The organism is Jatrophihabitans lederbergiae (genome assembly GCF_031845305.1).
Lineage (GTDB): Bacteria > Actinomycetota > Actinomycetes > Mycobacteriales > Jatrophihabitantaceae > Jatrophihabitans_A > Jatrophihabitans_A lederbergiae.
On sequence record NZ_JAVREH010000004.1, the window covers coordinates 35,997 to 58,718 of the forward strand.

General features: G+C 70.1%; 20 protein-coding genes and 2 pseudogenes. 14 read left to right on the forward strand and 8 right to left on the reverse strand.

Going from position 1 to position 22,722, the window contains the following annotated elements; translation table 11 throughout:
* Nucleotides 1-23: 23 nt before the first annotated feature.
* Nucleotides 24-1,532, reverse strand: coding sequence for a CoA-acylating methylmalonate-semialdehyde dehydrogenase (locus RM423_RS04270; RefSeq protein ID WP_311421760.1), 1,509 nt, complete (start codon nt 1,530-1,532; stop codon nt 24-26).
* 179 nt (nt 1,533-1,711) lie between these two features.
* On the opposite strand from RM423_RS04270, the gene RM423_RS04275 reads away from it, so the two are divergent.
* Genes RM423_RS04275 through RM423_RS25405 form a run of 3 tightly spaced genes read left to right on the forward strand, consistent with a single transcriptional unit; the run spans nt 1,712 to nt 3,761 of the window.
* Entirely contained in the window at nt 1,712-2,473 is a 762-nt protein-coding gene (locus tag RM423_RS04275) for a GntR family transcriptional regulator (RefSeq protein WP_311421761.1), read from the forward strand.
* An 8-nt stretch (nt 2,474-2,481) separates the two neighbouring features.
* A complete protein-coding gene (locus RM423_RS04280; protein WP_311421762.1) occupies nt 2,482-3,396 on the forward strand; it encodes a Dyp-type peroxidase in 915 nt (304 codons plus the stop codon).
* A 26-nt stretch (nt 3,397-3,422) separates the two neighbouring features.
* Complete coding sequence (locus RM423_RS25405) at nt 3,423-3,761, forward strand: GrpB family protein (protein ID WP_396327590.1); 339 nt, start codon at nt 3,423-3,425, stop codon at nt 3,759-3,761.
* Here RM423_RS25405 and RM423_RS04285 read toward each other — a convergent pair.
* The gene (locus RM423_RS04285; protein ID WP_311421763.1) at nt 3,648-3,941 is read right to left on the reverse strand and encodes a hypothetical protein; all 294 of its coding nucleotides are present in this window, start codon (nt 3,939-3,941) and stop codon (nt 3,648-3,650) included. The genes RM423_RS25405 and RM423_RS04285 overlap by 114 nt on opposite strands.
* A gap of 306 nt (nt 3,942-4,247) precedes the next feature.
* Here RM423_RS04285 and RM423_RS25410 point away from each other — a divergent pair.
* Together RM423_RS25410 and RM423_RS04300 are read left to right on the forward strand one after the other, a co-directional pair.
* Nucleotides 4,248-5,326 (forward strand): annotated as a pseudogene (locus RM423_RS25410) (alkene reductase).
* Between the two features lie 113 nt (nt 5,327-5,439).
* Entirely contained in the window at nt 5,440-6,903 is a 1,464-nt protein-coding gene (locus tag RM423_RS04300; RefSeq protein ID WP_311421765.1) for an HNH endonuclease signature motif containing protein, read from the forward strand.
* A 260-nt stretch (nt 6,904-7,163) separates the two neighbouring features.
* Here RM423_RS04300 and RM423_RS04305 read toward each other — a convergent pair whose 3' ends face one another.
* Nucleotides 7,164-7,733 carry a hypothetical protein gene (locus RM423_RS04305; protein ID WP_311421766.1) on the reverse strand — a complete coding sequence of 190 codons (570 nt, stop codon included), beginning with the start codon at nt 7,731-7,733 and terminating at the stop codon, nt 7,164-7,166.
* 281 nt (nt 7,734-8,014) lie between these two features.
* On the opposite strand from RM423_RS04305, the pseudogene RM423_RS25415 reads away from it, so the two are divergent.
* The 3 genes and pseudogenes from RM423_RS25415 to RM423_RS04325 all read left to right on the forward strand — a co-directional run bounded on the left by RM423_RS25415 (nt 8,015) and on the right by RM423_RS04325 (nt 11,599).
* Nucleotides 8,015-10,145: pseudogene (locus tag RM423_RS25415) on the forward strand (acyltransferase family protein).
* Between the two features lie 56 nt (nt 10,146-10,201).
* A complete protein-coding gene (locus tag RM423_RS04320; protein WP_311421768.1) occupies nt 10,202-10,900 on the forward strand; it encodes a haloacid dehalogenase type II in 699 nt (232 codons plus the stop codon).
* 81 nt (nt 10,901-10,981) lie between these two features.
* The gene (locus RM423_RS04325) at nt 10,982-11,599 is read left to right on the forward strand and encodes a DedA family protein (RefSeq protein ID WP_311421769.1); all 618 of its coding nucleotides are present in this window, start codon (nt 10,982-10,984) and stop codon (nt 11,597-11,599) included.
* A gap of 10 nt (nt 11,600-11,609) precedes the next feature.
* On the opposite strand, the gene RM423_RS04330 is transcribed toward RM423_RS04325, so the two are convergent.
* On the reverse strand, nt 11,610-12,497 hold the full coding sequence (locus RM423_RS04330; protein ID WP_311421770.1) for an SDR family NAD(P)-dependent oxidoreductase: 888 nt from the start codon (nt 12,495-12,497) through the stop codon (nt 11,610-11,612).
* 163 nt (nt 12,498-12,660) lie between these two features.
* Between RM423_RS04330 and RM423_RS04335 the strand changes: the two genes are divergently transcribed.
* On the forward strand, nt 12,661-13,101 hold the full coding sequence (locus RM423_RS04335) for a DUF1003 domain-containing protein (RefSeq protein WP_311421771.1): 441 nt from the start codon (nt 12,661-12,663) through the stop codon (nt 13,099-13,101).
* On the opposite strand, the gene RM423_RS04340 is transcribed toward RM423_RS04335, so the two are convergent.
* Nucleotides 13,087-13,776 carry a phosphatase PAP2 family protein gene (locus tag RM423_RS04340; protein WP_311421772.1) on the reverse strand — a complete coding sequence of 230 codons (690 nt, stop codon included), beginning with the start codon at nt 13,774-13,776 and terminating at the stop codon, nt 13,087-13,089. The genes RM423_RS04335 and RM423_RS04340 overlap by 15 nt on opposite strands.
* Before the next feature lie 41 nt (nt 13,777-13,817).
* Between RM423_RS04340 and RM423_RS04345 the strand changes: the two genes are divergently transcribed.
* Both RM423_RS04345 and RM423_RS04350 read left to right on the forward strand, forming a co-directional pair.
* Nucleotides 13,818-15,023 carry an MFS transporter gene (locus RM423_RS04345; RefSeq protein ID WP_311421773.1) on the forward strand — a complete coding sequence of 402 codons (1,206 nt, stop codon included), beginning with the start codon at nt 13,818-13,820 and terminating at the stop codon, nt 15,021-15,023.
* Nucleotides 15,024-15,129: 106 nt separating this feature from the next.
* Nucleotides 15,130-15,315 carry a hypothetical protein gene (locus tag RM423_RS04350; RefSeq protein WP_311421774.1) on the forward strand — a complete coding sequence of 62 codons (186 nt, stop codon included), beginning with the start codon at nt 15,130-15,132 and terminating at the stop codon, nt 15,313-15,315.
* Between the two features lie 17 nt (nt 15,316-15,332).
* On the opposite strand, the gene RM423_RS04355 is transcribed toward RM423_RS04350, so the two are convergent.
* Nucleotides 15,333-16,670 (reverse strand): RNA polymerase sigma factor, encoded by a 1,338-nt coding sequence (locus RM423_RS04355; RefSeq protein WP_311421775.1) that lies wholly within the window; start codon nt 16,668-16,670, stop codon nt 15,333-15,335.
* 67 nt (nt 16,671-16,737) lie between these two features.
* The gene (locus RM423_RS04360) at nt 16,738-17,115 is read right to left on the reverse strand and encodes a YciI family protein (protein WP_311421776.1); all 378 of its coding nucleotides are present in this window, start codon (nt 17,113-17,115) and stop codon (nt 16,738-16,740) included.
* Nucleotides 17,116-17,346: 231 nt separating this feature from the next.
* Between RM423_RS04360 and yidD the strand changes: the two genes are divergently transcribed.
* From yidD to RM423_RS04375, 3 genes are all read left to right on the forward strand, one after another.
* Nucleotides 17,347-17,856 carry a membrane protein insertion efficiency factor YidD gene (gene yidD / locus RM423_RS04365; protein WP_311421777.1) on the forward strand — a complete coding sequence of 170 codons (510 nt, stop codon included), beginning with the start codon at nt 17,347-17,349 and terminating at the stop codon, nt 17,854-17,856.
* Between the two features lie 69 nt (nt 17,857-17,925).
* On the forward strand, nt 17,926-19,527 hold the full coding sequence (locus tag RM423_RS04370) for a phospholipase D family protein (protein WP_311421778.1): 1,602 nt from the start codon (nt 17,926-17,928) through the stop codon (nt 19,525-19,527).
* A gap of 73 nt (nt 19,528-19,600) precedes the next feature.
* A complete protein-coding gene (locus RM423_RS04375; protein WP_311421779.1) occupies nt 19,601-20,794 on the forward strand; it encodes a thiolase family protein in 1,194 nt (397 codons plus the stop codon).
* A gap of 101 nt (nt 20,795-20,895) precedes the next feature.
* On the opposite strand, the gene RM423_RS04380 is transcribed toward RM423_RS04375, so the two are convergent.
* A complete protein-coding gene (locus RM423_RS04380; RefSeq protein ID WP_311421780.1) occupies nt 20,896-22,692 on the reverse strand; it encodes a glycoside hydrolase family 3 N-terminal domain-containing protein in 1,797 nt (598 codons plus the stop codon).
* Nucleotides 22,693-22,722: the final 30 nt, after the last annotated feature.

Consider the following 22,722-nt stretch of genomic DNA (forward strand, 5'->3'; position numbering starts at 1 on the left):
GTTCCCCTCGTCGCAGTGTCCGCCTACTTGGCGGTCGGAAAGTGATAGCTGGCATCGGATCCGCCGGAACGCTCCGGCCAGCGGGAGGTGACGACTTTGGCGCGAGTGTAGAAGGAGATTCCCTCGGGACCGTGCACGTGCTTGTCGCCGAACAGCGAATCCTTCCAGCCACCGAAGGAGTAGTAAGCCATCGGCACCGGGATGGGCACGTTGATGCCTATCATGCCGACCTTGACACCTCGCTGGAACCGGCGGGCCGCGTCGCCGCTGGACGTGAAGATCGCCGTGCCGTTGCCGTACGGGTTGGCGTTCACCATGGCGATGGCGTCCTCGACGGTGTCCACCCGCAGCACCGACAGCACCGGGCCGAAGATCTCTTCACGGTAGACGTCCATGTCGACGGTGACCTCGTCCAGCACCGTCGGGCCGACGAAGAAGCCGTCCGGGTGGCCTTCGACCCGCAGGCCGCGGCCGTCCACCGCCAGCCGGGCGCCCTGCTCGGCACCGCTGCCGATGAGCGACTCGATCCGGTCCATGGACGCCTGGGTGATGACCGGCCCCATCTCGCTGGCGGCGTCGCGTCCGGGCCCGACCTTGACGGCCTGGGCCTTGTCCGTGACTGCCCGCACCAGGGCATCCCCGGCCGCGCCGACCGCTATGGTCGCCGAGATGGCCATGCAGCGCTCGCCCGCCGAGCCGAAGGCGGCCGCGACCAGGTGGTCCGAGGCGAAGTCGAGGTCGGCGTCGGGCAGCACGATGGCGTGGTTCTTGGCACCGCCGAGAGCCTGCACCCGCTTGCCGGTGGCCGTGGCACGCTCGTGGATGTAGCGGGCGACCGGCGTCGATCCGACGAAGGACACCGCCGCGACATCAGGGGATTCCAGCAGCGCGTCCACCGCCTCCTTGTCGCCGTGCACCACGTTGAAGACGCCGTCGGGCAGGCCCGCGCGCTGCCACAGCTCGGCGACCAGCATGGAAGCCGAGGGGTCGCGCTCGCTGGGCTTGAGCACGAAGGTGTTTCCGCACGCGATGGCGACCGGGTGCATCCACATCGGAACCATCACCGGAAAGTTGAACGGGGTGATGCCGGCGACCACGCCCAGCGGCTCCCGGAATGAGAAGCTGTCGATGCCGGTGGACACCTGGTCGGAGTAGTCGCCCTTGAGCAGCTGCGGGATACCGCAGGCGAACTCCACGACCTCCAAGCCGCGCTGCACCTCACCGCGGGCGTCACTGAGCACCTTGCCGTGCTCGTCGGTGATCAGCTCGGCGAGCTCGTCGAGATGGCTGTTCACCAGTTCGCGAAAGGCGAACAGGGTCTTCGAGCGTGTGCTGAGCGATGCCTGGGACCACGTCTCGAAGGCCAGATCCGCCGTGCGTACCGCCGCGGCCACCTCGGCAGCGGAGGCCAGGCTCACCCGCCCGCGCTCGGCACCGGTCGCGGGATCGAACACCGGCGAGGTTCGGCAGTCCGGCTCGGACGTGCGCTTGCCGCCGACCCAGTGCTCGATGATCGCCGTCGATGCTGCCATGTACTGACCTCCACTGGGAAAAGGGTCCGCCCGCAGCACTACGTCCGCGGTCGCGAGTGGCATTGTTCCGACCGCTGCGTTGTCCGATCAGGAAACATCGCCGACACACACCCTGTCAAGAGATTGTCAGGACAAAGTTACTCGTGACTATGTCCGTTAGTCCTGACATACTCGCCAGCATGACAACCTCGGGAGAGCTGGTGTCACCGCTGGACGGCATCGTCCTGGACCGGGCCAGCCCCGTCCCGTTGTACTACCAGGTCGCCCAGTATCTGGAGCGGGCCATCGAGTCCGGCGCCCTCAGCCCGGGCAGTCGGTTCGAGAACGAGATCCAGCTCGCGGACCGGCTGGGGCTGTCACGGCCGACGATGCGCCGGGCCATGCAGCACCTGGTCGACAAGGGGCTGCTGGTGCGCCGGCGCGGCATCGGAACCAGGGTCGTCTCCCCCACCGTCCGCCGGTCGCTGGAGCTGACCAGCCTGCACGACGACCTCAGCCGCGACGGCCAGCGGCCGGGCACCAAACTGCTCTCGCTCAGCGAGGTACCCGCGACGGCGAAGGTGGCACTGGCACTCGGGCTGCCTGCGGGAGCCCAGGTCGTCGAGATCGTCCGGCTCCGGTCGGCGATGGACCAGCCGATCGCGAAGATGACCAACCACCTGCCGCTCGGCCTCATCGACCTGACGGCCACGAACCTGGAACGGCAAGGCCTGTACGAGGTGATCCGGAGTTCGGGCATCCGCCTGCACTCGGCGACCCAGGTGATCGGCGCCCGGGTCGCGTCCGCGGCCGAGGCCCGGCTGCTCGGCGAGACCCGGGGCGCCGCGGTGCTCACCATGCAGCGCACCACGTACGACGACTCGGGTGCGGTCATCGAGTACGGCAACCACATCTACGCAGCCAGCAGGTACAGCTTTCAACTCAGCCTGCTGGCTGGTTGAGTGGTTGTGTGAACACGCAGCCGGGCATCTTCGCCCTGGGAACCACCGACCACTGCTACCTCGAGTTCGACGTGACAACGCAGGGTCAGGCCGTCGTGCTGATCGCCGCCGCGGCCGATGTGGTCGGCAAGCTGTCCACCACTGCCGGAGTGAACGTGGTCGTCGGCATCCGGCCCTCGCTGTGGCAGGCCGTCGCCGACCCGGCTGAGCTGCCCCGCGGCGCGCACGACTGGCAGGAGGACCTCGTCGGACCGGACGGCTTCACGATGCCTGCCACCCAGCACGACCTGTGGCTGTGGGTCTCCGGCGGTGACCGGACAGCCATCTTCGACAGCGGACGGCTGGCCATCGACCGGCTGCGCCAGGTGGCCGCGCTCGGCTGTGAGACCACCGGCTGGCTGTACCGCCACGACCGTGACCTGACCGGCTTCATCGACGGCACCGAGAACCCGTCGCTGCTCGAGGCGCCCGAGGTGGTCGCCACTCCGGCGGATACCCCGGGCGCGGGCAGCAGCATGGTGCTGCATCAACTGTGGCGTCACGACACCACCCGCTGGGAGAACCAGCCCATGGCCGCCCAGGAAAAGGCCATGGGGCGGACCAAGCCGGACAGCATCGAGCTGTCGGAGGAGGACATGCCCGCCGACTCGCACGTCAGCCGCACCACGCTGGAACTGGACGGCACGGAGCTCGACATCTTCCGGCGCAACGTCGCCTATGGTGGGATCACCGACCACGGCACCGTGTTCGTCGGATTCAGCCAGGACCAGTGGCGCCTGGACGAGATGCTGCGCCGGATGGTCGGGATCACCGACGGCATCCGGGACGCCCTGACCCGCTACGTGACCGCGCTCACCGGCGCGTACTACGTGGTTCCGTCCGTGGACGCGCTGGCCCGGTTCGGCACCGATCCCGATGACTGAGTTCCGGGCCCGGGTAGCTTGGCCTCGTGAGCCGGCCCGTCATCGTTCCGTACAGCTCGGACTGGCCGGACCGGGCGTCAGCGCTGCTGGCAGACCTCACCCGATCCCTGGGTGCGAGGGTGGTCCACGCCGACCACATCGGCAGCACCGCGATCCCGCGCATGGCCGCGCATGGCCGCCAAGAACATCCTGGATCTGCAACTCTCGGTACGCGATCGGGCCGCCGCGACCGGTTGGCGGCCGCACGCTCGCTAGCGGTTCGGGCCGGCGCTGAAGCGGGGGGTGTCCGGATCGTCGTCGCCGCCCACCGGCGGGGTGACCGGCAGCGGCCCATCGTCCTCCGCCGCCCATTCCGACTCGGGTGAATCCTCGACGGGCCGCACCACGTCGGCGCCATCGGTGGTCTCGAGCTCGAACAGCACGGCCTTGTCGTCCTCGGTCAGCGGTGGCGCCGGCAGCTGGTCCCCCGGCGCGCCGGCGTCACTGCCCGTGCCCATGCCGGTGACCAGTTCTTCGGGGCAGCTCTCGGAGCGGGACTCGGTCATGCCGATGCCTCTTCTCGATGTTCTCGATGTTCTCGATGTTTTTAAAGGCTCGTCCGACTTTTCGGCGGCGTAGCCCAGCTTAGAACCGACTGTGCCGTTCGTGTCGGGAACATCGCGATCGGAGCAGGGTGACAGACAGCTCGGCGTTCGGGAACGACCTCGGCCTGCGCCCGGGCAACTGAGCTTCCTCGCGTCCCAGCTGTCCTGAGCGGGTTGCGGCGAGAGTCACATCGGGGAAGCAGCGCGCCCGAAAGCACCTTGACCCTGACGAGAAGGTTGAACGCTCTAACACATGAGGTGCACTGAATGACTGGACTGTTCGAGCCGATCGAGGTCGGCAAGATGACCCTTCCCAACCGGATCGTGATGGCTCCGCTGACCCGCAACCGCGCAGGCGCCGGACAGGTGCCGCGCGACATCGCCGCGCAGTACTACGGGCAGCGCGCCAGCGTCGGGCTGATCATCACCGAGGGCACTCAGCCGAGCGCCGTCGGCCAGGGTTACCTGGACACGCCCGGCCTGCACAACGAGGAGCAGATCGAGGGCTGGCGCACGGTCGCCGATGCCGTCCATGACCGGGACGGCCACATCTTCGTGCAATTCATGCACGTAGGCCGCATCGCCCACCCCGACAACAAGCCGGTTCGGGAGATCGTGCGCCGAGCGCCATCGCCGCGCCGGGTCAGATTGTCACCCCCACCGGCCTGCAGGACTACCCGACGCCCCGGGCGCTGGAGACGGACGAGATTCCCGGCATCATCGCCGACTTCGTGTATGCCGCGCGCAGTGCGGTGGACGCCGGTCTGGACGGTGTGGAGATTCACGCCGCCAACGGTTACCTGGTGCACCAGTTCCTCGCGCCGTCGTCCAACCAGCGCACCGACGCCTATGGCGGCACCCCGGAGAACCGTGCGCGGCTGGCGATCGAGGTCGTCACCGCGGTGTCCGAGGTCATCGGCGTTGAGCGGGTCGGCATCCGGATCTCGCCCTCGCACAACATCCAGGGCGTTGTCGAGGAGGACGCCGCCGACGTCGCCGCGACGTATCGGGCGCTGGTCGACGGGATCGCCGGTCTGCGGATCGCGTACCTGTCCTACCTTGCCGATCCCCGCGCTGAACTGACCCGTGACCTACGCGCCCGCTTCGGCGGGCCGGTGATCGGCAACGACGGCTTCGGCTCGGTCACGACTCTCGAATCAGCTCAGGCGATTCTGGACGAGGACCTCGCAGACCTCGTCGCCGTCGGACGACCGGTGCTGGCCAATCCGGACCTGGTCGAGCGCTGGAAGGCCGGTGCGGCTCTGAACGAGCCGAACTCGGCGACTTTCTACGGCGGCGACGCTGAGGGCTATGTCGACTACCCCACCTTGTCGGCCACTGCCTGATTTACTCTGCTGCCACGGCGCGGTGCCGTTCACCCGGGCCGCCGCCGTTCACCCGGGCCGCCGCCGTTGGCCGTTCACCGGAAAGTGTCGGTGGGTGGGTTTAGGTTCCGTTCATGGAGTTCGGGGAGTTCGGGGAGTTCGAGGGCGGCGACGAGTCGGATTCTTGGCTGCCTGCCGACGTTCCACCGTTCGACTTCGACTCCGTGCCGGAGGAGCCACCGCCGGAGCGTGACTTCGTCTCAGGGGTCACTCTCGGGTCCGGGCTGTCGTTCGCGGCGCCCGGGGCAGCCGCAGCCGAGTTAGGTGGTTTCCTCGAGGCCGGGTTCGGATCGGTGGAGCCGGGACTGGTCGAGCTGGCCCGGCTCGGCTCAGCTGACCTGACGGCGCTCGGGGACGTGGAGCGGGTCGATGCTCTGCTGGCGATCGAGCGCCAGGCCTCGTGGCTGGAGGCGCTGCGTCACCGGCTCCTGGGCTTGATCTCGTCCGGCGACATGTCCCTGGAGCGCTGGTGTGTGGAGGAGGTCGGCGCGGCGTTGCGGCTGCCCGGCGGCGCGGCCCGAACCCGGTTGAAGAATGCCGAGCAGTTGTGCGAGCGGCTCCCCGCCGTCCTCGATGCGCTCACCGACGGCCAGATCGCGCCTGCGCAGGCCACCGCGATCGCCGAGGCCTCCTTCCAGTTGCCCGACGCTGCCCTACCTGCCTATGTGGAGCGGGTGCTGGCCCGAGCGCCTGAGCAATCCCTCGCCCAGACCAAGCAGGCCGTCCGTCGCGCGGTGATCGCCCTCGATCCCGGCACCGCTGAGCAGCGCCACCACCGTGCCCGCGCCGAGCGGCACGTCCGGATCGCGCCTGCCGAGCACGGCATGGCCTGGCTGATGTCACTGTTGCCAGCCGAGGACGCCCGCGCGGTCTACGCCCGCTTGGACACGACTGCCCACACCACCAAGACCGTTGCGGCAGAGCACCGAACCATGGACCAGCTTCGTGCCGACACATTGATCGCCGCAATCCTGACCGACGCCCGCGACGAGCCGCAGACTACGCACGTCGCCACGCCCGGGCGGCGCCCAGCGGTGAGCGTGGTCGTGCCGCTGTCGGTTCTCGTCGAGGACGACGAACAGCCCGGTTGGCTCGACGGCCACGGTCCGATCACAGCCGGGCACGCCCGCCGGATCGCCCACGATCCGACCGGCACCTGGCGCAGACTGGTCACGGACCCGGCCACCGGCCAGATTCTGGACTACGGCACCACCCGCTACCGACCGCCACCACGACTGGTCGAACACGTGATGACCCGCGACGGCGAATGCGCCTTTCCGCACTGCAGCCACCAAGCGAGCTCGTCAGACCTCGACCACATTCACCCTTACCCCGGCGGCCCCACCGACGCCGCGAACTTGCAACCACTGCACCGCAGGCATCACAACGCCAAGACGCACCATGGCTGGAAAGCCCACCGCGACCCGGAAACCGGTATTACAACCTGGACGAGCCCTCAAGGCCGTGCTTACCGAAACCGACCGCCCGAGCGCTGGAATTCACCCGGCGGGCAGCCGCCAGCGCCACCTGATCCTTAGTAATAGGTGCGGCGGTTCGTGTTGGGTGGCATGCGTTGCCTACCCACCGACGACCTCACCCCGCCGCGGGTTCTCCAGGTTGATCCGAGCGGCCGGTATCTCGTCGCGATAGCGCTGCTCCTCGTTGGTCACCGCGCCGCCTCCCTGCCTGCCTGCGTACGCGGTCCGAGCTGCCGTCCTCCGACCGCAAGTCCGGCACGCCGAGCGAACCCACCGATCTGGGCTGTCCCGCTCGGATGGTCCGGTTGACGAGAGGGGTCTCAGTTGATGCGCGAGCGAACGGACGAGAACGACTCGCCGTTCTTCAGCCTGCTCGCGATCGTGCGGCCGTCCACTCGGCGGCGCAGGTCGTCCGGGGTGATGCCGTGCCGCTGGCACTGCGCGATCAGGTGCGTGTCATGCGCTCCGAGACCGGCCGCGCGCCACTGCTCGGCCTCCACGGCAACGGCGGTCTGAGCCGCCAGCTGGTCAGCCAGCGAATCCGGCTGCTCATCACCGGAAGCGCCTCGGGCAGGCGGCTCCTGGACCGGTGCCTGCTGGGGACCACGTGGCGCGCCGGTTCCGACCGCGAACGCCGGCGCGACCACCCGGTTGCCCAGCGGAGCGGCCGTCGAGCGGGCCGTTCCCGCCGAGAACATCGGGCTGCCACCCGCCCCGGAATAGCCTTGCCCGGGCGACCTGAGCCGGCTGCGCACCCGGTCGGCGAGCTCGCGAGGCAGCTCGCGCCCGGTGGCCGCCGTTCCGGTCAGCTCCAGGGCGGTCTGGCGGATCACGTCTGTGGACACGCCCAGCTCGCCGGCCAGCTCATGCACGTCAATCACGTTCAGCACTCTTCCTCAGCCTCAAAATCGCAGCGGCGTCCACCATCGAGGGACGCGGCCATCATCGGCGCAGCGGGTTTCACGCCTGGATGTGGTTGAACCGTGGGGCGTACTAGGGCGCGCCAGCAGGGTTCGAGTAGCGACTATACGGCGCGCGCGGCAGCTTTGCGCGCAACAGTGCAGTGGCAACTTGGCCGCTGCCGGTACCGTGGCCTCTGCTGGAAAGCAGCGACACCGCTCGCGTGGGTGACGGGTCGCCCCGCGACGAGACACTGTGGGAGCCGCCCGTGATGCGACGCCCGGCCGCACTGTCCGGAACCGATCGTCCAGCGGGGACTGGTGGCCGCGGGATTCCCGCGCTCGACGGCGTGCGCGCCCTCGCGGTGCTTGCCGTCCTGGCCGACCACGCTGGAGTGCCAGGCCTGTCCGGCGGGTTCGTCGGCGTGGACGTCTTCTTCGTACTGAGCGGCTTCCTCATCACCTCGCTGTTGTTGGACGAGCATCGGCGTACGGGCCGGGTGGACCTGGGGGCGTTCTGGGCGCGGCGCGCTCGCCGGTTGCTGCCTGCGCTGACGGTCCTGGTCGCCGCGGTGGCACTGGGGCGGCGCCTCTTCGCGCCGGACTCGGTCGGCGGCCTGCGCTACGACGCCCTCTCGGCACTCGGCTGGGTCGCGAACTGGCGCTTCGCCGCGGCGAAGACGGACTACTTCGCCCAGGGAGGTGCCGCGTCCCCGCTGCAGCACACCTGGTCCCTCGGCGTCGAGGAGCAGTACTACCTGGTGTGGCCGCTGGTGGTGACCGCGGTCACCGTGCTGCTGGCCCATCGCTCCCGCGCGAGCGTGCGGCGGCTGGCGCCGCTTGCCACGGTGGGCGCGCTTGCCACCGTGGGCGCGATCGCCTCGGCGGCAGAGGCGGTGTGGCTGAGCGGCAACGCCGCTCCGGGCCGGGTTTACTTCGGCAGCGACACCCGTGCGCAGGCGCTGCTGGCCGGTGCCGCCGCGGCGGCGGTGTTCGCGCGCCGCTGGCCACTCAGCGACGGTCCCAGCCGGCCTGCCGGCACACGGAAACGCGGGCAGCTCGCTGCGGCTGCGGCTGCTATGGCCGGTCTTGCCGCGCTGGTCGTACTGGCGCACGCTGCTTCCGGAGCGCCGGCCGACTTCCGGCACGCACTGCTCGCCGCGGCCGCGCTCGCCTCGGTGGCCCTGGTCGTCGGAGTGACGCTGGCGCAGCGGTCACCGCTGGCCCGGCTGCTGGCCATGCCCCCCTTGCGGGGACTGGGCCGGATCTCGTACGGCGTCTACCTGTGGCACTGGCCCACGTTCCTCGCGGTGGACGGCGAGCGGACCGGACTGACCGGACTGCCGTTGCTGACGGCGCGGGTGGCGGTCACGCTCGCGCTGGCGACCGTCTCTTGGTTCCTGGTGGAGCGCCCGGTCAGCAGGTGGAGTTCCGCCCGGCCCGCGACCACGCCGGTATCCACGCCCGCGGCCACGGCCCCCCGGCGGACTCGCACCCTCGCCCTCGGCGCCGCGGTTGTCGGAGCTGCCGTTCTGGTGGTAGCCACCGTGCCGAACCCGATGGACAGAGCCGCCGCGCGGTGGCTGGGGACCCGGTGGCGGGGATTGTCGGGTCGCTCAACGTCCAGCCGACCACCGGTAGGCGCCCGGCTCGTCCGTCGCGAAGCAGAAGTCGGCGTCCAGTCAGCAACACCCGTCCGGCGCGAAGCGCAGTTCGGTGGCAACCGCACCCAAGCCGGCCAACCGGCCGCTGACCATAGACGTATTCGGCGATTCCATCGCGTGGACGTTGATGCGCTACCTGCCACCGACGCCCGGCATCCGGTTCATCGACCGCACCGTCGTCGGCTGCGGCATCGTCGAGGGCGGCCCGTACCGGTACTTCGGCGCGGTCGCCGATCAGCACCCGCAGTGCGAAAACTGGCAGAGCACCTGGGCACAGCAGTTGGCCACGGACCGTCCGGACGAGGCGCTGCTGCTGGTCGGACGCTGGGAGACGATGGACCGGATGCACGACGGACAGTGGACCCACATCGGCGAGTCAGGGTTCGACGACTACCTGTCCGGCCAACTCGACAGCGCGCTCGCCGTGCTCGGCTCCACGGGCGCCCGGGTGGTCGCGGCGACCGAGCCGTACAACCGCCGTGGTGAGCAACCGGACGGCAGCCTGTACCCCGAGGATCATCCCGAGCGAGTCACCGCCTGGAACAACCTGCTCACCCAGGCAGTGCGACGCCGGCACGGCACGGACCTGATCGACTTCGGTCGTCAGCTCTGCCCCGACGGCCACTTCACCTGGGACGTCGACGGAATCACCGTCCGCAGCGACGGTGTACACCTGACCCCGGACGCTGTCGGGTGGCTGACTCCCTGGCTGACGTCGCAACTTCGAGCCAACAGCTGACCGACCGCAACAGCCGACCGACCCGAGAGCCGACCCGCCCAACAGTGAGGACAAACGTGACCGCACAGTCGCATCCGGACAACATCGAGGCGGTGCTGTTCGACGTCAACGAGACTTTGTCCGACCTGTCGTCCATGGCGCAACGGTTCACCAAGATCGGCGCTCCCGAAGAGTGGTCGCGGCTGTGGTTCGCCAGCGTGCTCCGGGACGGCTTCGCGCTGACTGTGACCGGGGTCAATCCGGCGTTTTCCGAGGTTGCGGCCGGCGTCCTGCGCACGATGCTCGGGGAACTCGATACCCACGCCGACACCGACGCAGCCTCGGACCGCGCGGTCGCCACCGTCATGCAGGGTTTCTCGGAGCTGCCGGTGCATTCCGATGTGCCGGCGGGTGTGCGCGAACTGCGGCTGCGCGGCCTGCGCCTGAACACCCTCAGCAATGGAGCCCTCAGCGTGGCCGAGGACCTGCTCAGCCGCGCGGGTCTTCGCGAAGACTTCGAGCAGGTGTTGTCGGTGTCCGACGCCCCGGCCTGGAAGCCGCATCCGGCGGCCTACGCCTACGGCGCGCAGGCGTTGGGGCTGCCACGCTCAGCTGTGCTGCTGATCGCGGTCCACCCGTGGGATATCGATGGGGCCGCGCGGGCCGGCCTGCGAACCGGATGGCTGAACCGCGGCGGCAGACGGTACCCGACGCACTTCCGGCCACCGGACCATTCCGCGACCTCGCTGCCCGGATTGGCCGCGGCGCTCGGCTGAGTCGGCAGGAAGGCTGAGTCGGCAGGAAGGCTGGGTGGACAGGTGAACGCCGGGGTTGGTTGGCATAGGTAGCTTGGTGGGATGGGTCATCTGCTGGAGGGCATCCTCCGATTACCGCCATGGATCGCACTGGCGCTCGTGTTCCTGCTACCGGCCTTGGAGGCATCGGCCTTCGTGGGCGTGATCCTGCCGGGCGAGATCGGCGTCATCCTGGGCGGCGTGCTGGCCAACCAGCACAAGCTCCCGCTGGCCGCCGTGCTCGTCGCCGGCATCCTGGGCGCGGTCATCGGTGACTCGATCGGCTACTGGGTCGGCAAGCGCTACGGCGAGACCATCCTGTCCAAGATCCCGAACCGCATTCTCAAGCCGGAGCACATCAAGCGGTCCGAGGAGTCCATCCGGCAATTCGGTGGCAAGGCGGTCTTCATCGGCCGGTTCACCGCCGCGCTGCGGGCGCTGGTGCCCGGCATGGCCGGCATGAGCCACATCCGCTACGGCCGCTTCCTGGCGTGGAACGTCCTGGGCGGTGCGGTGTGGGCTACCGCGTTCGTCATCCTCGGCTATTTGGCCGGCAGCCAGTACAAGCAGATCGAGCACTACGCGAACTACATCGGCCTCGGGCTGCTGGTGGCCATCGGGGCGTTCCTGTTTCTCCGGCACCGCCGCGCGAAGAAGACCGCTACCCAGCCCAGCTCGTAGCCCAGCCAGCTCAGGGGATCAGCCGGCGGCTCCAGGGACCGTGCTCGGCCTCGCCCTCGGGTGTCGGCTCGACGACATTGCCGGGGCTCGGTTCGGTCGGCTTGCTGGTGAGGCCGCCGAAGTGCAGCAGCGGCGAGACGAGCGCGTCGTACAGCCTGGGAAACAGCCGGAACCCGAGAATGATCACCGGGTTGGCGATCCCGACGGAAACCCGGGGCCTGGGCTTGTCGACACAGCGCAGGACGGCGGCGGCGATCCGCTCGGGCGGGTCCACCGGAATCGGCGGTCTCGGTGAGCGTCCGGTGACGTTGGCCGCCAGCGAATAGATCGGGGTGTTCACGCCTCCGGGAACGACCGAGCAGACCTTGATCGCGGGCTCGTCGCGGGTCTCCTGCTGCAGCACCCTGATAAGACCCGCCTGCCCCCACTTGCCTGTGACGTAGGCCCCCATCTCGGGAACGGCGACCTGGCCGAGCAGTGAGTTGACGACCACCAGCGTTCCGCGGCGCTGGTGCCGGAACTCCGCCAGCGCCGACCGGGCCACGTGGAAGGTCCCCAGGATGGCGGTGTTCACGGCACCGCTGAACAGCTCCGGCGGCAACTTCTCGAGCTTGCCGTACGCCATCACGGTCGCGGTGTGCACGACCACGTCCACCGATCCGTGTACCGACGTCGCCTGGATGAACAGCGCCTGAACCGCCGCCTCGTCCCGGACGTCGGTGACCACCGGCAGCGCGCTGGCAGCTCCCGCGGCGCGACACTGGGACGCCACCGTCCGCAGCCGCTTCTCGCTGCGGGACGTGAGCACCACGGCATAACCGCGCTCGGCGAACGCGAGGGCGGTGGACACGCCGACCCCGCTGGACGCACCGGTGATGACCACGACGGGTGGGGGCATCTTCACGCTCCTGTTTCGGGGGGGGCTTTCGGGGTCGCGGCGTCAGGATCGGGGAAGCGGACAGGCCGTCCTTCGACAGTACCGAGGCCGCGCTCGACGGGTCCGGTGGTAGGTCGTGAGACGCTGCGGCGCCAAACACATGCCGACGAGACGAGAACCTGACATGAACCCGAGTGAGCTGGTACCACCAAAGCGCCGCCGAACTTCCCAAGGCCGCCATCCCGCGCTGGCTGCCGCTGCCCAACGCAGGTCGGCCAACGCCCAACTGCGGGTGGCTGACGCCATCACCGCCTTCGCGGGCTCGATGCCTTTCGTCTACCTGCACGCGGTGGTCTTCGCGGTCTGGATGCTGGTGTTCGAGAAGAGCCCCTGGCCGACGCTCACCCTGATCGTGTCGCTGGAGGCGATTTTCCTGTCGACGTTCGTGATGATCGGGCAGAACCGGCAGGCCACGTTTCAGCAGGCCAAGGCCGATCACGACTTCGTCGAGAGCGAGCAGGAGCTGCACACCAACACCGACCTGACCCGGCAGATCCACCAGCTGACCACTGAGCTGCACGCCCGGCTGGTGGCCGGCGAGGAGCGGCACTCAGACCCGGCATGACTCCGCGCCCGGCCCTGCCGGACCCGCCCGCCGGGATCCGCCAGCAGTAGGTGGGAATACCCGAAGAGCGGCCCGGACGGCAAGCAGCCACGCTCCCCCGAGCAGCCACCCGCCGAGCACGTCGCTCAGGTAGTGCACTCCAAGAGTGAGCCGGCTGAACCCCACCGCGGCGACGGCGACGGTCAGGGTCGCGACCACCAGCGCGCGCGAGCGCCGGCCGAGAGCCGGCCAGGCCAGCAGCAGCACCAGTCCGGCCGCCACGATCGAGGTCAGCGCGTGCCCGCTCGGAAAGGCGTAACCATTGGCGCTGGCGACCGGCACGCCGACGGACGGCCGCGCGCGATGTACGAGGAGCTTGACTCCACCGGACAGCACCGCCGCCCCGGCCATGGTCACGCCCACCAGGACAGCTTTCCGTCGGCACTGCCGGCGCCAGAACACGAGCGTTACCACGGCCGCCGCGATCCGCAGCTCGGTCGGGCCGCCGACCACGCTGACGGCCTTCCACAGCCAGATCTCGGCCGGCCGGTGCGCGATGTGCTCGTTCAGCCGGCGGACCGTGCCGACATCGAGATCCCGCAGAGGTGACCAGCGCGTCCGTACCAGCACCGCCAGCGCCGCGACGGAGCAGAACAGCACGCCGGAGGCCGCCGCGCTCATCCACCGTGGCGTCACCCGCTTCAGGCTAGGCGCGCCGGCTGGAGGACGCTATCGCTGTGCCCGCCACACTGAACAAGATCAGCCCGGTCCGCTTCATCGTCGGATTCGGGATCGTGTCAGCACTCGCCGACGTGGTGTACGAGGGCGCCCGGTCGGTTATCGGGCCGTACCTCGGCTCTTTGGGGGCGAGCGCCGCGACGGTCGGCCTGATCACCGGGGCAGGCGAGGCGGCCGCTCTGGTGCTGCGGCTGTTCACCGGCCGGCTCACCGACCGCACCGGACGGCCCTGGCCGCAGGCGATCGCCGGCTATGCCCTGACCGCCATCTGCGTGCCGCTGCTCGCCCTGACCGGCAGCCTCGCCGCGGCGGGGTTGCTCTACAACGGCGAGCGCGTCGGCAAGGCGGTGCGTACGCCCGCCCGGGACTCCATGCTCGCTCACGCCTCCGCCGAGCTGGGGCGCGGCTACGCCTTCGGGCTGCACGAGGCACTGGACCAGCTCGGGGCCATGGCCGGACCGCTGCTGATCGCTGCCACTCTGGCCCTGGGCGGGCATTACCGGCTGTCCTTCGCGCTGCTGGCGGTGCCGGGCGCGCTCGCGCTGCTGATGCTCACCCGGCTCCGGTCCGCGGCACCCGACCCGGCGGACTGGGAGCCGGCGGCACGGGTCTCGGAGAACAAGCGGCTACGACTGGAAGCTGGGCTGCCCCGGGCCTTCTGGCAGTACGCGGCCTTCTCGACCGCCACCATGCTGGGGTTTTCGACCTGGGCGGTGCTGGCCTTCCACCTGACCAGCCGGCACCTGGTGCCCTCGCCGGTGGTTCCGGTGCTGTACGCGCTGGCGATGGCCGCGGCCTCGATCGCCGCCGTGGGGTTCGGCCGGATCTATGACCGGGTGGGGTTACGAGGGCTGGTGGTGCTGCCTCCGCTGGCCGCGCTGGTGCCGTTCCTGTCGTTCTCCGACGCTCCGGTCGCGTTCGTGGCCGGAGCGGTGGTGTGGGGCGCGGGAATGGGGGTGCACGACTCGACCATGCGCGCGGCGGTAGCCGACTTCGTGCCGGCGCATCGGCGAGGCGCCGGGTACGGAACCTTCACTGCCCTGTATGGCATTGCCTGGCTGGTCGGCGCGGCGGCGATCGGTTACCTCTACGAGCACGGGACGGCGGCCGCCGCCGGCTTCGTGGCGACCGCCCAGCTCATCGCGCTCGGGCTGCTCGTACCGCTGCTCCGCGGCCAAGCCCGAGAAGCCGACCAAGCACGGTAGGACTCAGGCTGCCGCAGGACTCCCCGCACCCGCCGGAGCGACCCGCTGGCTAGTCTCGGGACAGGCCGTCCGTCCGGGCGGCGCCCCTCTAGTGAAAGCAGCCGAGATGACCGACGAGAAGAACACCAAGGCCGCCGGCGAAGGCCTCACCGACGAAGAGATGGTGAAGCAGGTCGCGGGCCAGACGTCCAGTGACCTCAAGTACAGCGACGTGTTCGAGCGTGAGGCGGACGGCACGACCACCGACGTCGAGGCCGCCAAAGCCTCCGCCGACGACGTCGCCGGCGACTGAGACACCCGAGCGGGCGTCTAACCGGCGCCCGGTCCAGCCTGAGCCTGCCTGCCGAGGATCTGCGTGGCGACAGCCTGCTCGGCGACAGCCTGCTCAGCGAGGGCCTGCTCGGCGCGCGCCAGCGACAGTTCCCGCTCGCGGGCGTTGGCGGTGAGCTCGGCGGCCCGCCGGAATGCCGCCTGCGCTTCGGAAAAGCGGCCGAGCTTGGTCAGCAGATCCCCCTGGACGGCAGGTAGCAGGTGATATCGGCGCAGCGCCGGGTCGGCAGCGAGGGCATCCACCAGCTCCAGGCCGGCCTGCGGCCCCGCGGCCATCGACACCGCCACGGCGCGGTTGAGCTCGATGACCGGCGAGGGCCGCACTCGCGCGAGCACCTCGTACAGCCGGGCGATCCGGGCCCAGTCGGTGTCCTCGGCACGCACGGCGCGGGCGTGGCAGGCCGCGATCGCTGCCTGCAGCGAATAGAACCCCTCCGCGCCGCCCAGCTCGACGGACCGGGCCAGCGCGGCGAGGCCCCGGTTGATCAGCAACCGGTCCCATCGGGCGCGGTTCTGCTCCAGCAGCAGGATCGGCTCCCCCGACGGCCTTACCCTGGCCGCAGCGCGGGAACTCTGCAGCTCCAGCAACGCCAGCAGGCCGTGCACCTCCGCCTCCACCGGCATCAGCGCAGCCAGCATCCGGGCGAGCCGTACCGCGTCGGCGCACAGCTCGGGACGCATCCAGTCCGACCCCGCTGTGGCGGAGTAGCCCTCGTTGAAGATCAGGTAAAGGACCTCGAGCACGGCTGACAACCGGTCCGCCCGCTCATCGGGACCGGGTGCGGCGAAGCCGACGTCGGCCTGCGCCAGGGTCTTCTTGGCCCGGACGATGCGCTGGGCGATGGTGGGCTCGGGTACCAGGTACGCCCGGGCGATCTCGGCCGTGCTGAGGCCACCCAACATCCGCAGCGTCAACGCCACCCGCGCCGGCGGGCTCAGCACCGGGTGGCAGGTGATGAACACCAGCCGCAGCAGGTCGTCGTCGATGTCCTGGGAGAACGCGCCGTCGAAGTCCACCTCGACGCCCTCACCCGCAGCCTGGAGTTCCCGTCCGATCACCGCGTACTTCGACCGCAGCAGCTCCGTGCGCCGGAACAGGTCCACCGCCCGGCGCTTGGCGACGGTCATCAGCCAGGCCCCCGCATTGCGCGGCACCCCGGCCGTCGGCCACTGCTCCAGCGCGGCCACCACCGCATCCTGCGCCAGCTCCTCGGCCAGGCCGACATCACCGGTCATCCGGGCCAGTCCGGCGATGAGGCGGGCGGACTCCATCCGCACCACCGACTCGACGGCGGCATGGGCGGGTTGCGAGGTCACGCGTCGATCAGATCACGCGTACGGCAGCGCCGCCGGAAAGCGGCGCCGCCGTACGGTCCAGCGGCAGCTAGAGGGCGGTAGGATCGAAACCCGGCGGCAGGTCGTCCGGTCCGAAGACCTGCCGGATGGTGGACTCCCCGTCCCCGGCGACGGCGAGGAAGCGCTTGGCCCACTCGATGGCCTCTTCCTTGTCCCGGACCTCCATCAGCGCCCAGCCGCCGACAAGCTCCTTGGTCTCGGTGAACGGACCGTCCACCACACTGAACTCGCCCTGGGAGTAGCTGACCTTGGTGCCCTGTGCGGTCGGCGCGAGGCCGCCGGTGGCCAGCATTGCGCCGGCCTTCGTGGCGTCGGAGACCAGTTGGTCCATCTGGGTCATCATCTCCGGCGTCGGCGGCGCCATCGGGGTCGACTCGTCGCCGAGGGTGTACATCAGAACTCGCATGATGTGGTTCTCCTTCTTGTCAGGTCCGGCGAACTTCTCTGGTCTGCCGGAACTCTCTGGTCTGCCGGAACTCAGTGGCGGGACGACTCCGGCGCAAACTACCCCGCACCTGTACGTCGAACGGCGACGGCCGAAATCGACACGCTCCCGGACGAGGCACGGACGCGCCGGTCCTCGCCCCACCAGCAGGCTGTTGTCGCGCCACCAGCAGCCGATCGGTAGGTTCTAACGATGGTGTTCATCGGAGGTTGGCGTCCACGCCGGCGCGGCTTCGGGGCGTACGGCCCCGGCTACGGCGGCCCGATGGGGTACGGGCCACCGCCCGGCTACCGGCGCGGCTACGGAGGCGGCGGCAGTTCGTGCATGCGCGACATGTGCCTCGTCGAGAGTGGCTGCTGCCTGGCCGACCTGATGGGCTGCGGGCCGCAACTGGCGCTGGTGGGGCCGTCCCTGATCCGACGCTCGGTCACGGCCGCGGCAACGGGCTCCGAGCCGGCCGCCGGCCGTGGGGTACGGGCATGGCTGCTGCGGTTCGTGCTGGCCGCGATCGCGGTGTACCAGCGCGACATCAGCCCGAAGCGCCGGGCATGCTGCCGCTTCAGCCCGACGTGCTCCCACTACGCGGCCCAGGCGTTGCGGGACCACGGGCTGCGGCGGGGGCTCTGGCTGTCCGCGCGCCGACTGCTCCGCTGCCGCCCGGGCGCAACCGGCGGCGATGACCCGGTGCCCTCGCCGCGGTAACGGGGCGCCCGTGGATCTTTACCGGCCCGCCAGGCCACTGGCGGTTGAGCTGCGGGTTAAATGGCGGCCATGGGCATCGAGCAGTGGTTCCTGAGCGCGGACGAGCGGGGCAACGACTGGACCAGGCTGGACCGGGACCGTCCGGTCGGCCAGGCGTGGAGTTCGGGCAACGACGTGACGGCGCTGGTGCACGGCGCCCGGTACCTTCCGGAGCTGCTCCGCTGCATCCGCGAGTTACGCGCCGGGGACCTGCTGATGTTCACCGACTGGCGTGGTGACCCCGACCAGTTGATGGGCGGTGAGGACACCGAGGTCGAGCGGGTGCTGTGCGAGGCCGCGACCCGGGGCGTGATCGTGAAGGGCCTGGTCTGGCGCTCGCACCTGGACCGGTTCTCGTTCAGCGAGCAGGAGAACCGGCACCTCGGCGAGGAGATCAACGCGGCCGGCGGGGAGTGCCTGCGCGACATGCGCGTGCGCCCCGGCGGCTCGCATCACCAGAAGTTCGTGGTGCTCCGGCACCCCGGCCGGCCGGAACTGGACGTCGCCTTCGTCGGCGGCATCGACCTCTGCCACAGCCGGCACGACGATCATGCCCACGACGGCGATCCGCAGCGCCAGCCGATGGCTGCCGTGTACGGACCCCGGCCACCCTGGCACGACATTCAGCTGGCGGTGCGCGGCCCGGCCGTCCGCGATGTCGAGACGGTATTCCGGGAGCGCTGGGAGGACCCGACGCCGCTCAACCGCAATCCGCTGGACACCCTGGTGGACCGCCTGCGTGGCGAGGACGTGTCGGCGGGACGGCTGCCGCGCCAGCTGCCGCCTCCGAAGCCGCGTGGCGAGCTGCACGTGCAGTTGTTGCGGACCTATCCCAACAAGCGGCCGCCGTTTCCGTTCGCGCCGGACGGCGAGCGCAGTGTGGCCCGGGGCTATGAGAAGGTCATCAGCCAGGCCGAGAGCCTGGTGTACATCGAGGACCAGTATTTCTGGAACGCCGACATCGTCCGGGGCTTCGCCGACGCGCTCGCCAGCAAGCCCGACCTGCGGCTGATCGTGGTGCTGCCGATGCACCCCGACCAGGACGGCCGCTTCTCCGAGCCGCCGAACCTGGTCGGCCGGCAAGAGGCGATCGAGCTGGTCACCGAGGCCGGCGGTTCGCGGGTGGCCGTCTTCGGCGTCGAGAACCATGCGGGCGTGCCGGTCTACGTGCACGCCAAGGTCGGCATCGTCGACGACGTCTGGGCCTCGGTCGGTTCGGACAACATCAACCGGCGCTCGTGGACGCACGACTCCGAGCTGGCCTGCGCGGTGCTCGACGAGGTGGCCGATCCCCGCGAGCCCCGGGTCATCGACGGCCTGGGAGCCGGGGCCCGGCGATTCGCCCGGGAACTCCGGCTGCGGCTGGCCGCCGAGCATCTCGACCTCGCCGAGGACGCGGTGGATGACCTGTGCGATCCCAAGGCCGCCTTCGACGCCTTCGTCGCGACTGCCCAGGCACTGCAGCACTGGCATGACTCCGGGCGATCCGGAGCGCGGCCGCCGGGCCGGCTGCGGCCCTATCCGACCCCGGACCTGTCCCGGTCGACGCTGGCCTGGGCGACCCCGCTGTACCGCACCGTGTACGACCCGGACGGGCGCCCACGCCGGATGCGCAAGGCCCGGGAATTCTAAGCCGGACAGCGATGGCCACCTCGCCGGCCGAGAACTGCCCGGGCTTGCCCTACGAACCCGAATGGTGTTGACGATGACCGAGACCTTTCTCCTGGACGCGGTGCGCACGCCGGTCGGCAAGTACGGCGGCGCCCTGGCCGGCGTGCGGCCCGACGACCTGGCCGCGCACACCATCCGCGCGCTCGTCGAACGGTCCCCCGGGCTGGATCCTGCCGAGATCGACGATGTGTTCTTCGGTGACGCCAACGGCGCCGGCGAGGACAACCGCGACGTCGCCAGGATGGCCTCGCTGCTGGCCGGCCTGCCCACCTCGGTGCCGGGCGTGACGCTGAACCGGCTGTGCGGCTCAGGCATGGAGGCCTCGATCGCCGCCAACCGCGCGGTGGCGGTGGGCGATGCCAACCTGACGATCGCCGGTGGCGTGGAGTCGATGAGCCGGGCACCGTGGGTGCTCCTCAAGCCGGCCAAGGGTTACCCCGCCGGTGCCGAGACGTTGCACTCCACCACCCTCGGCTGGCGGATGGTGAACCCGCTGATGCCCGCCGAGTGGACGAGCTCCCTCGGCGAGGGGACCGAGTTGCTGGCCGCGAAGTACGGCATCGGACGTGCGGCGCAGGACGAGTTCGCGGCCGCGAGCCACCAGAAGGCCGCCGCGGCGTGGCAGGCCGGGGCGTACGACGCCGAGGTCGTCGCCATCGAGGGGGTGGACCTGGTGCGTGACGAGAGCATCCGCCCGGACTCGACCGTCGAGAAGCTGGCCATGCTCAAGCCGGCCTTCCGCGCGGACGGCACCGTCACCGCGGGCAACGCCTCGCCGCTGAACGACGGCGCCACCGGCCTGCTCCTGGGGAACGAGGAGGGCATCCGCCGCTCCGGCCGGACGCCGCTGGCGCGCATCGTCTCCCGGGGCGTGGCCGCCGTCGAGCCGCAGTTCTTCGGCATCGGCCCGGTGCGGGCTGCCGAGCAGGCGTTGCGGCGTGCCGGCATCGGCTGGGGCGACCTGGCCCTGGTGGAGCTCAACGAGGCGTTCGCCGCGCAGTCGCTGGCCTGCCTCGCCGAGTGGCCGGAGCTGGACCCGGCGATCGTCAACGTGCACGGCGGCGCCATCGCCATCGGCCACCCACTGGGCAGCTCCGGGGCGCGCATCCTCGGCCACCTGGCGCACGCGCTGCACGCCCTGCCCGCGGCCGACCGGCCCCGGTACGGGCTGGCCGCAATCTGCATCGGCGTCGGGCAGGGCCTCGCGGTCGTGCTCGAGGCGGCCTGAGCTGGCACCGAGACGCTGTCCCGAGACCCAGGGAATGACCTGGCGCGGCGAACTCCCCCGTTATCCGTTCCGGCGAGGGAGCCCGGCCGTGCGGACCAGCCTCAGTCGTGGTTGGTGGCCAGCGCCGCCAACTGCGAGTAGTTGCCGTTGAAGTTGTCCTGACCGCCGGGGAAGGTGCCCGACGTCGCGCTCTGCCACAACGTCCAGGTGCCGGTGCCGGCCGGGATGGAGCTCGGCGTGGCGGTGCCGTAGCTGGACAGCCAGAACGGATTCGTCGCGGCGAAGGCACTGGAGTTGCCGGTGCAGGTGTTCCACCAGTCGTAACTGGTCAGCAACATCGGGTACTTGGTGGTCTTGGCGTACACCTGGGCCGAGAACGACGAGATCCAGCTGACCATGGCCGCCGGGGTCAGCCCGTAACAGGTCGCGCCACCGGGGTTGGGCTGCAGGTCCAGGGTCGGTGGCATCGTCCGGCCGTCACCGGACCAACCACCACCGTGGCTGAGAAAGTAGTCGGCCTGGGCGGCGCCGGTGGAGGCGTCCGGGTGTGCGAAGTGGTATGCGCCCCGCGTCATGCCGATGTTGTAGGCGCCGTTGTACTGCGAGCCGAACGACGGGTTGACGTACGTGCTGCCCTCGGTGGCCTTGACGTAGGCGAACCGGGCGCCGTGATTGAACGCGCCGGTCCAGTCGACGGTGCCCTGGACGCTGGAGACGTCCATGCCCTGCAGCAGCAGGCCACGCTTCTGCTTCGACGTCAGGACCCGCATGGCAGAGGCGTCCACCTTGGATCTGAAGGCGGAGTCAGAATTGGCTTTTGCCAGCACGGCGTTGTACATCGCCGGCAGCACGGACGGGTCCACGGTCAGCACCATGTCGCCGCCGGCCTGCAGGAACTTGACCGCCCGGTCGCCGGGCGTCCAGCTCTGCACCTGGGTGGCATTGCCGAGGTCGTCGCTGATGATGACGCCGGGAAAGCCGAGGTCACCGCGCACCATGCCGGTGACCACGGTCGAAGAGAACACCGCCGGGTTGGCGGCGTCGATGGCGCTGTAGTACGCGCTGGACATCATCAGGAACGGTGCGCCGGCGTTGACGGCCGTCGCGTACGGGGTGAGGTAGGAGTCGGTGCGGGTGGTCTGCGAATCGGTGACGCCGGAGCTGGTGTCGGTGTTGGCGGTCACCCGTCCCAGGCCCGGAAAGTGCTTGATCGAGGCGTCGACCCCGGCGTCGGCCAGGCCCTGGGCGAACGCGGTGCCCTTGGTGCCCACCGTGGTCGGGTCATAGCCGAACTCGCGGTCGTAGTACCCGATCGGCGGGTTCTTCGGCGCGAAGGCCGCGCTCGGAACCGTGTCCAGCACTGGGGCCAGGTCGACGTTCACCCCGGCCGCCGCGAGCTGGGCGCCCCAGGTCTTGGCGTCCGCGCGCAGGGTGGTCGTCGCGTAGCCACCCTGGACGAGCGCGGTGGGGATGCTGGAGAAGCCGGTACCCGACAGCACCTGCACCTGGCCACCCTCCTGGTCGGTCGAGACGAACAGCGGCACGCCGGCCGTCGCGGCCAGAGTGACCTTGCCCTGCAGCGAGGCGCTCACCGACGCGGTGGCCGCAACCCCGGCCGAGCTGCGGCCGGTGAGGATCACATTGCCGGCGTGGTAGGTCTGGATGTCGGTCACCGCCTGGCTGCTGACACTGCCGGCGGGGGTACCGATCATGAACAGCTGCCCGACCCGCTGCGCCTCGGTCATGCTGTTGAACACCGCGCCGGCGCTGCCGGAATTCACCGCCGCCGGGCTGAGCGCGGCGACGGTGGCCGGAGCCGACGGGCTCGTGAACGGAGCGGCCAGGCCGATCGAGGCGAGCGCCGCCAGTGGCGGCAGAAAACGGACGGGCAACAGCATCGGTGCTCCTTAGAAGTGGTTCCGGGAAAC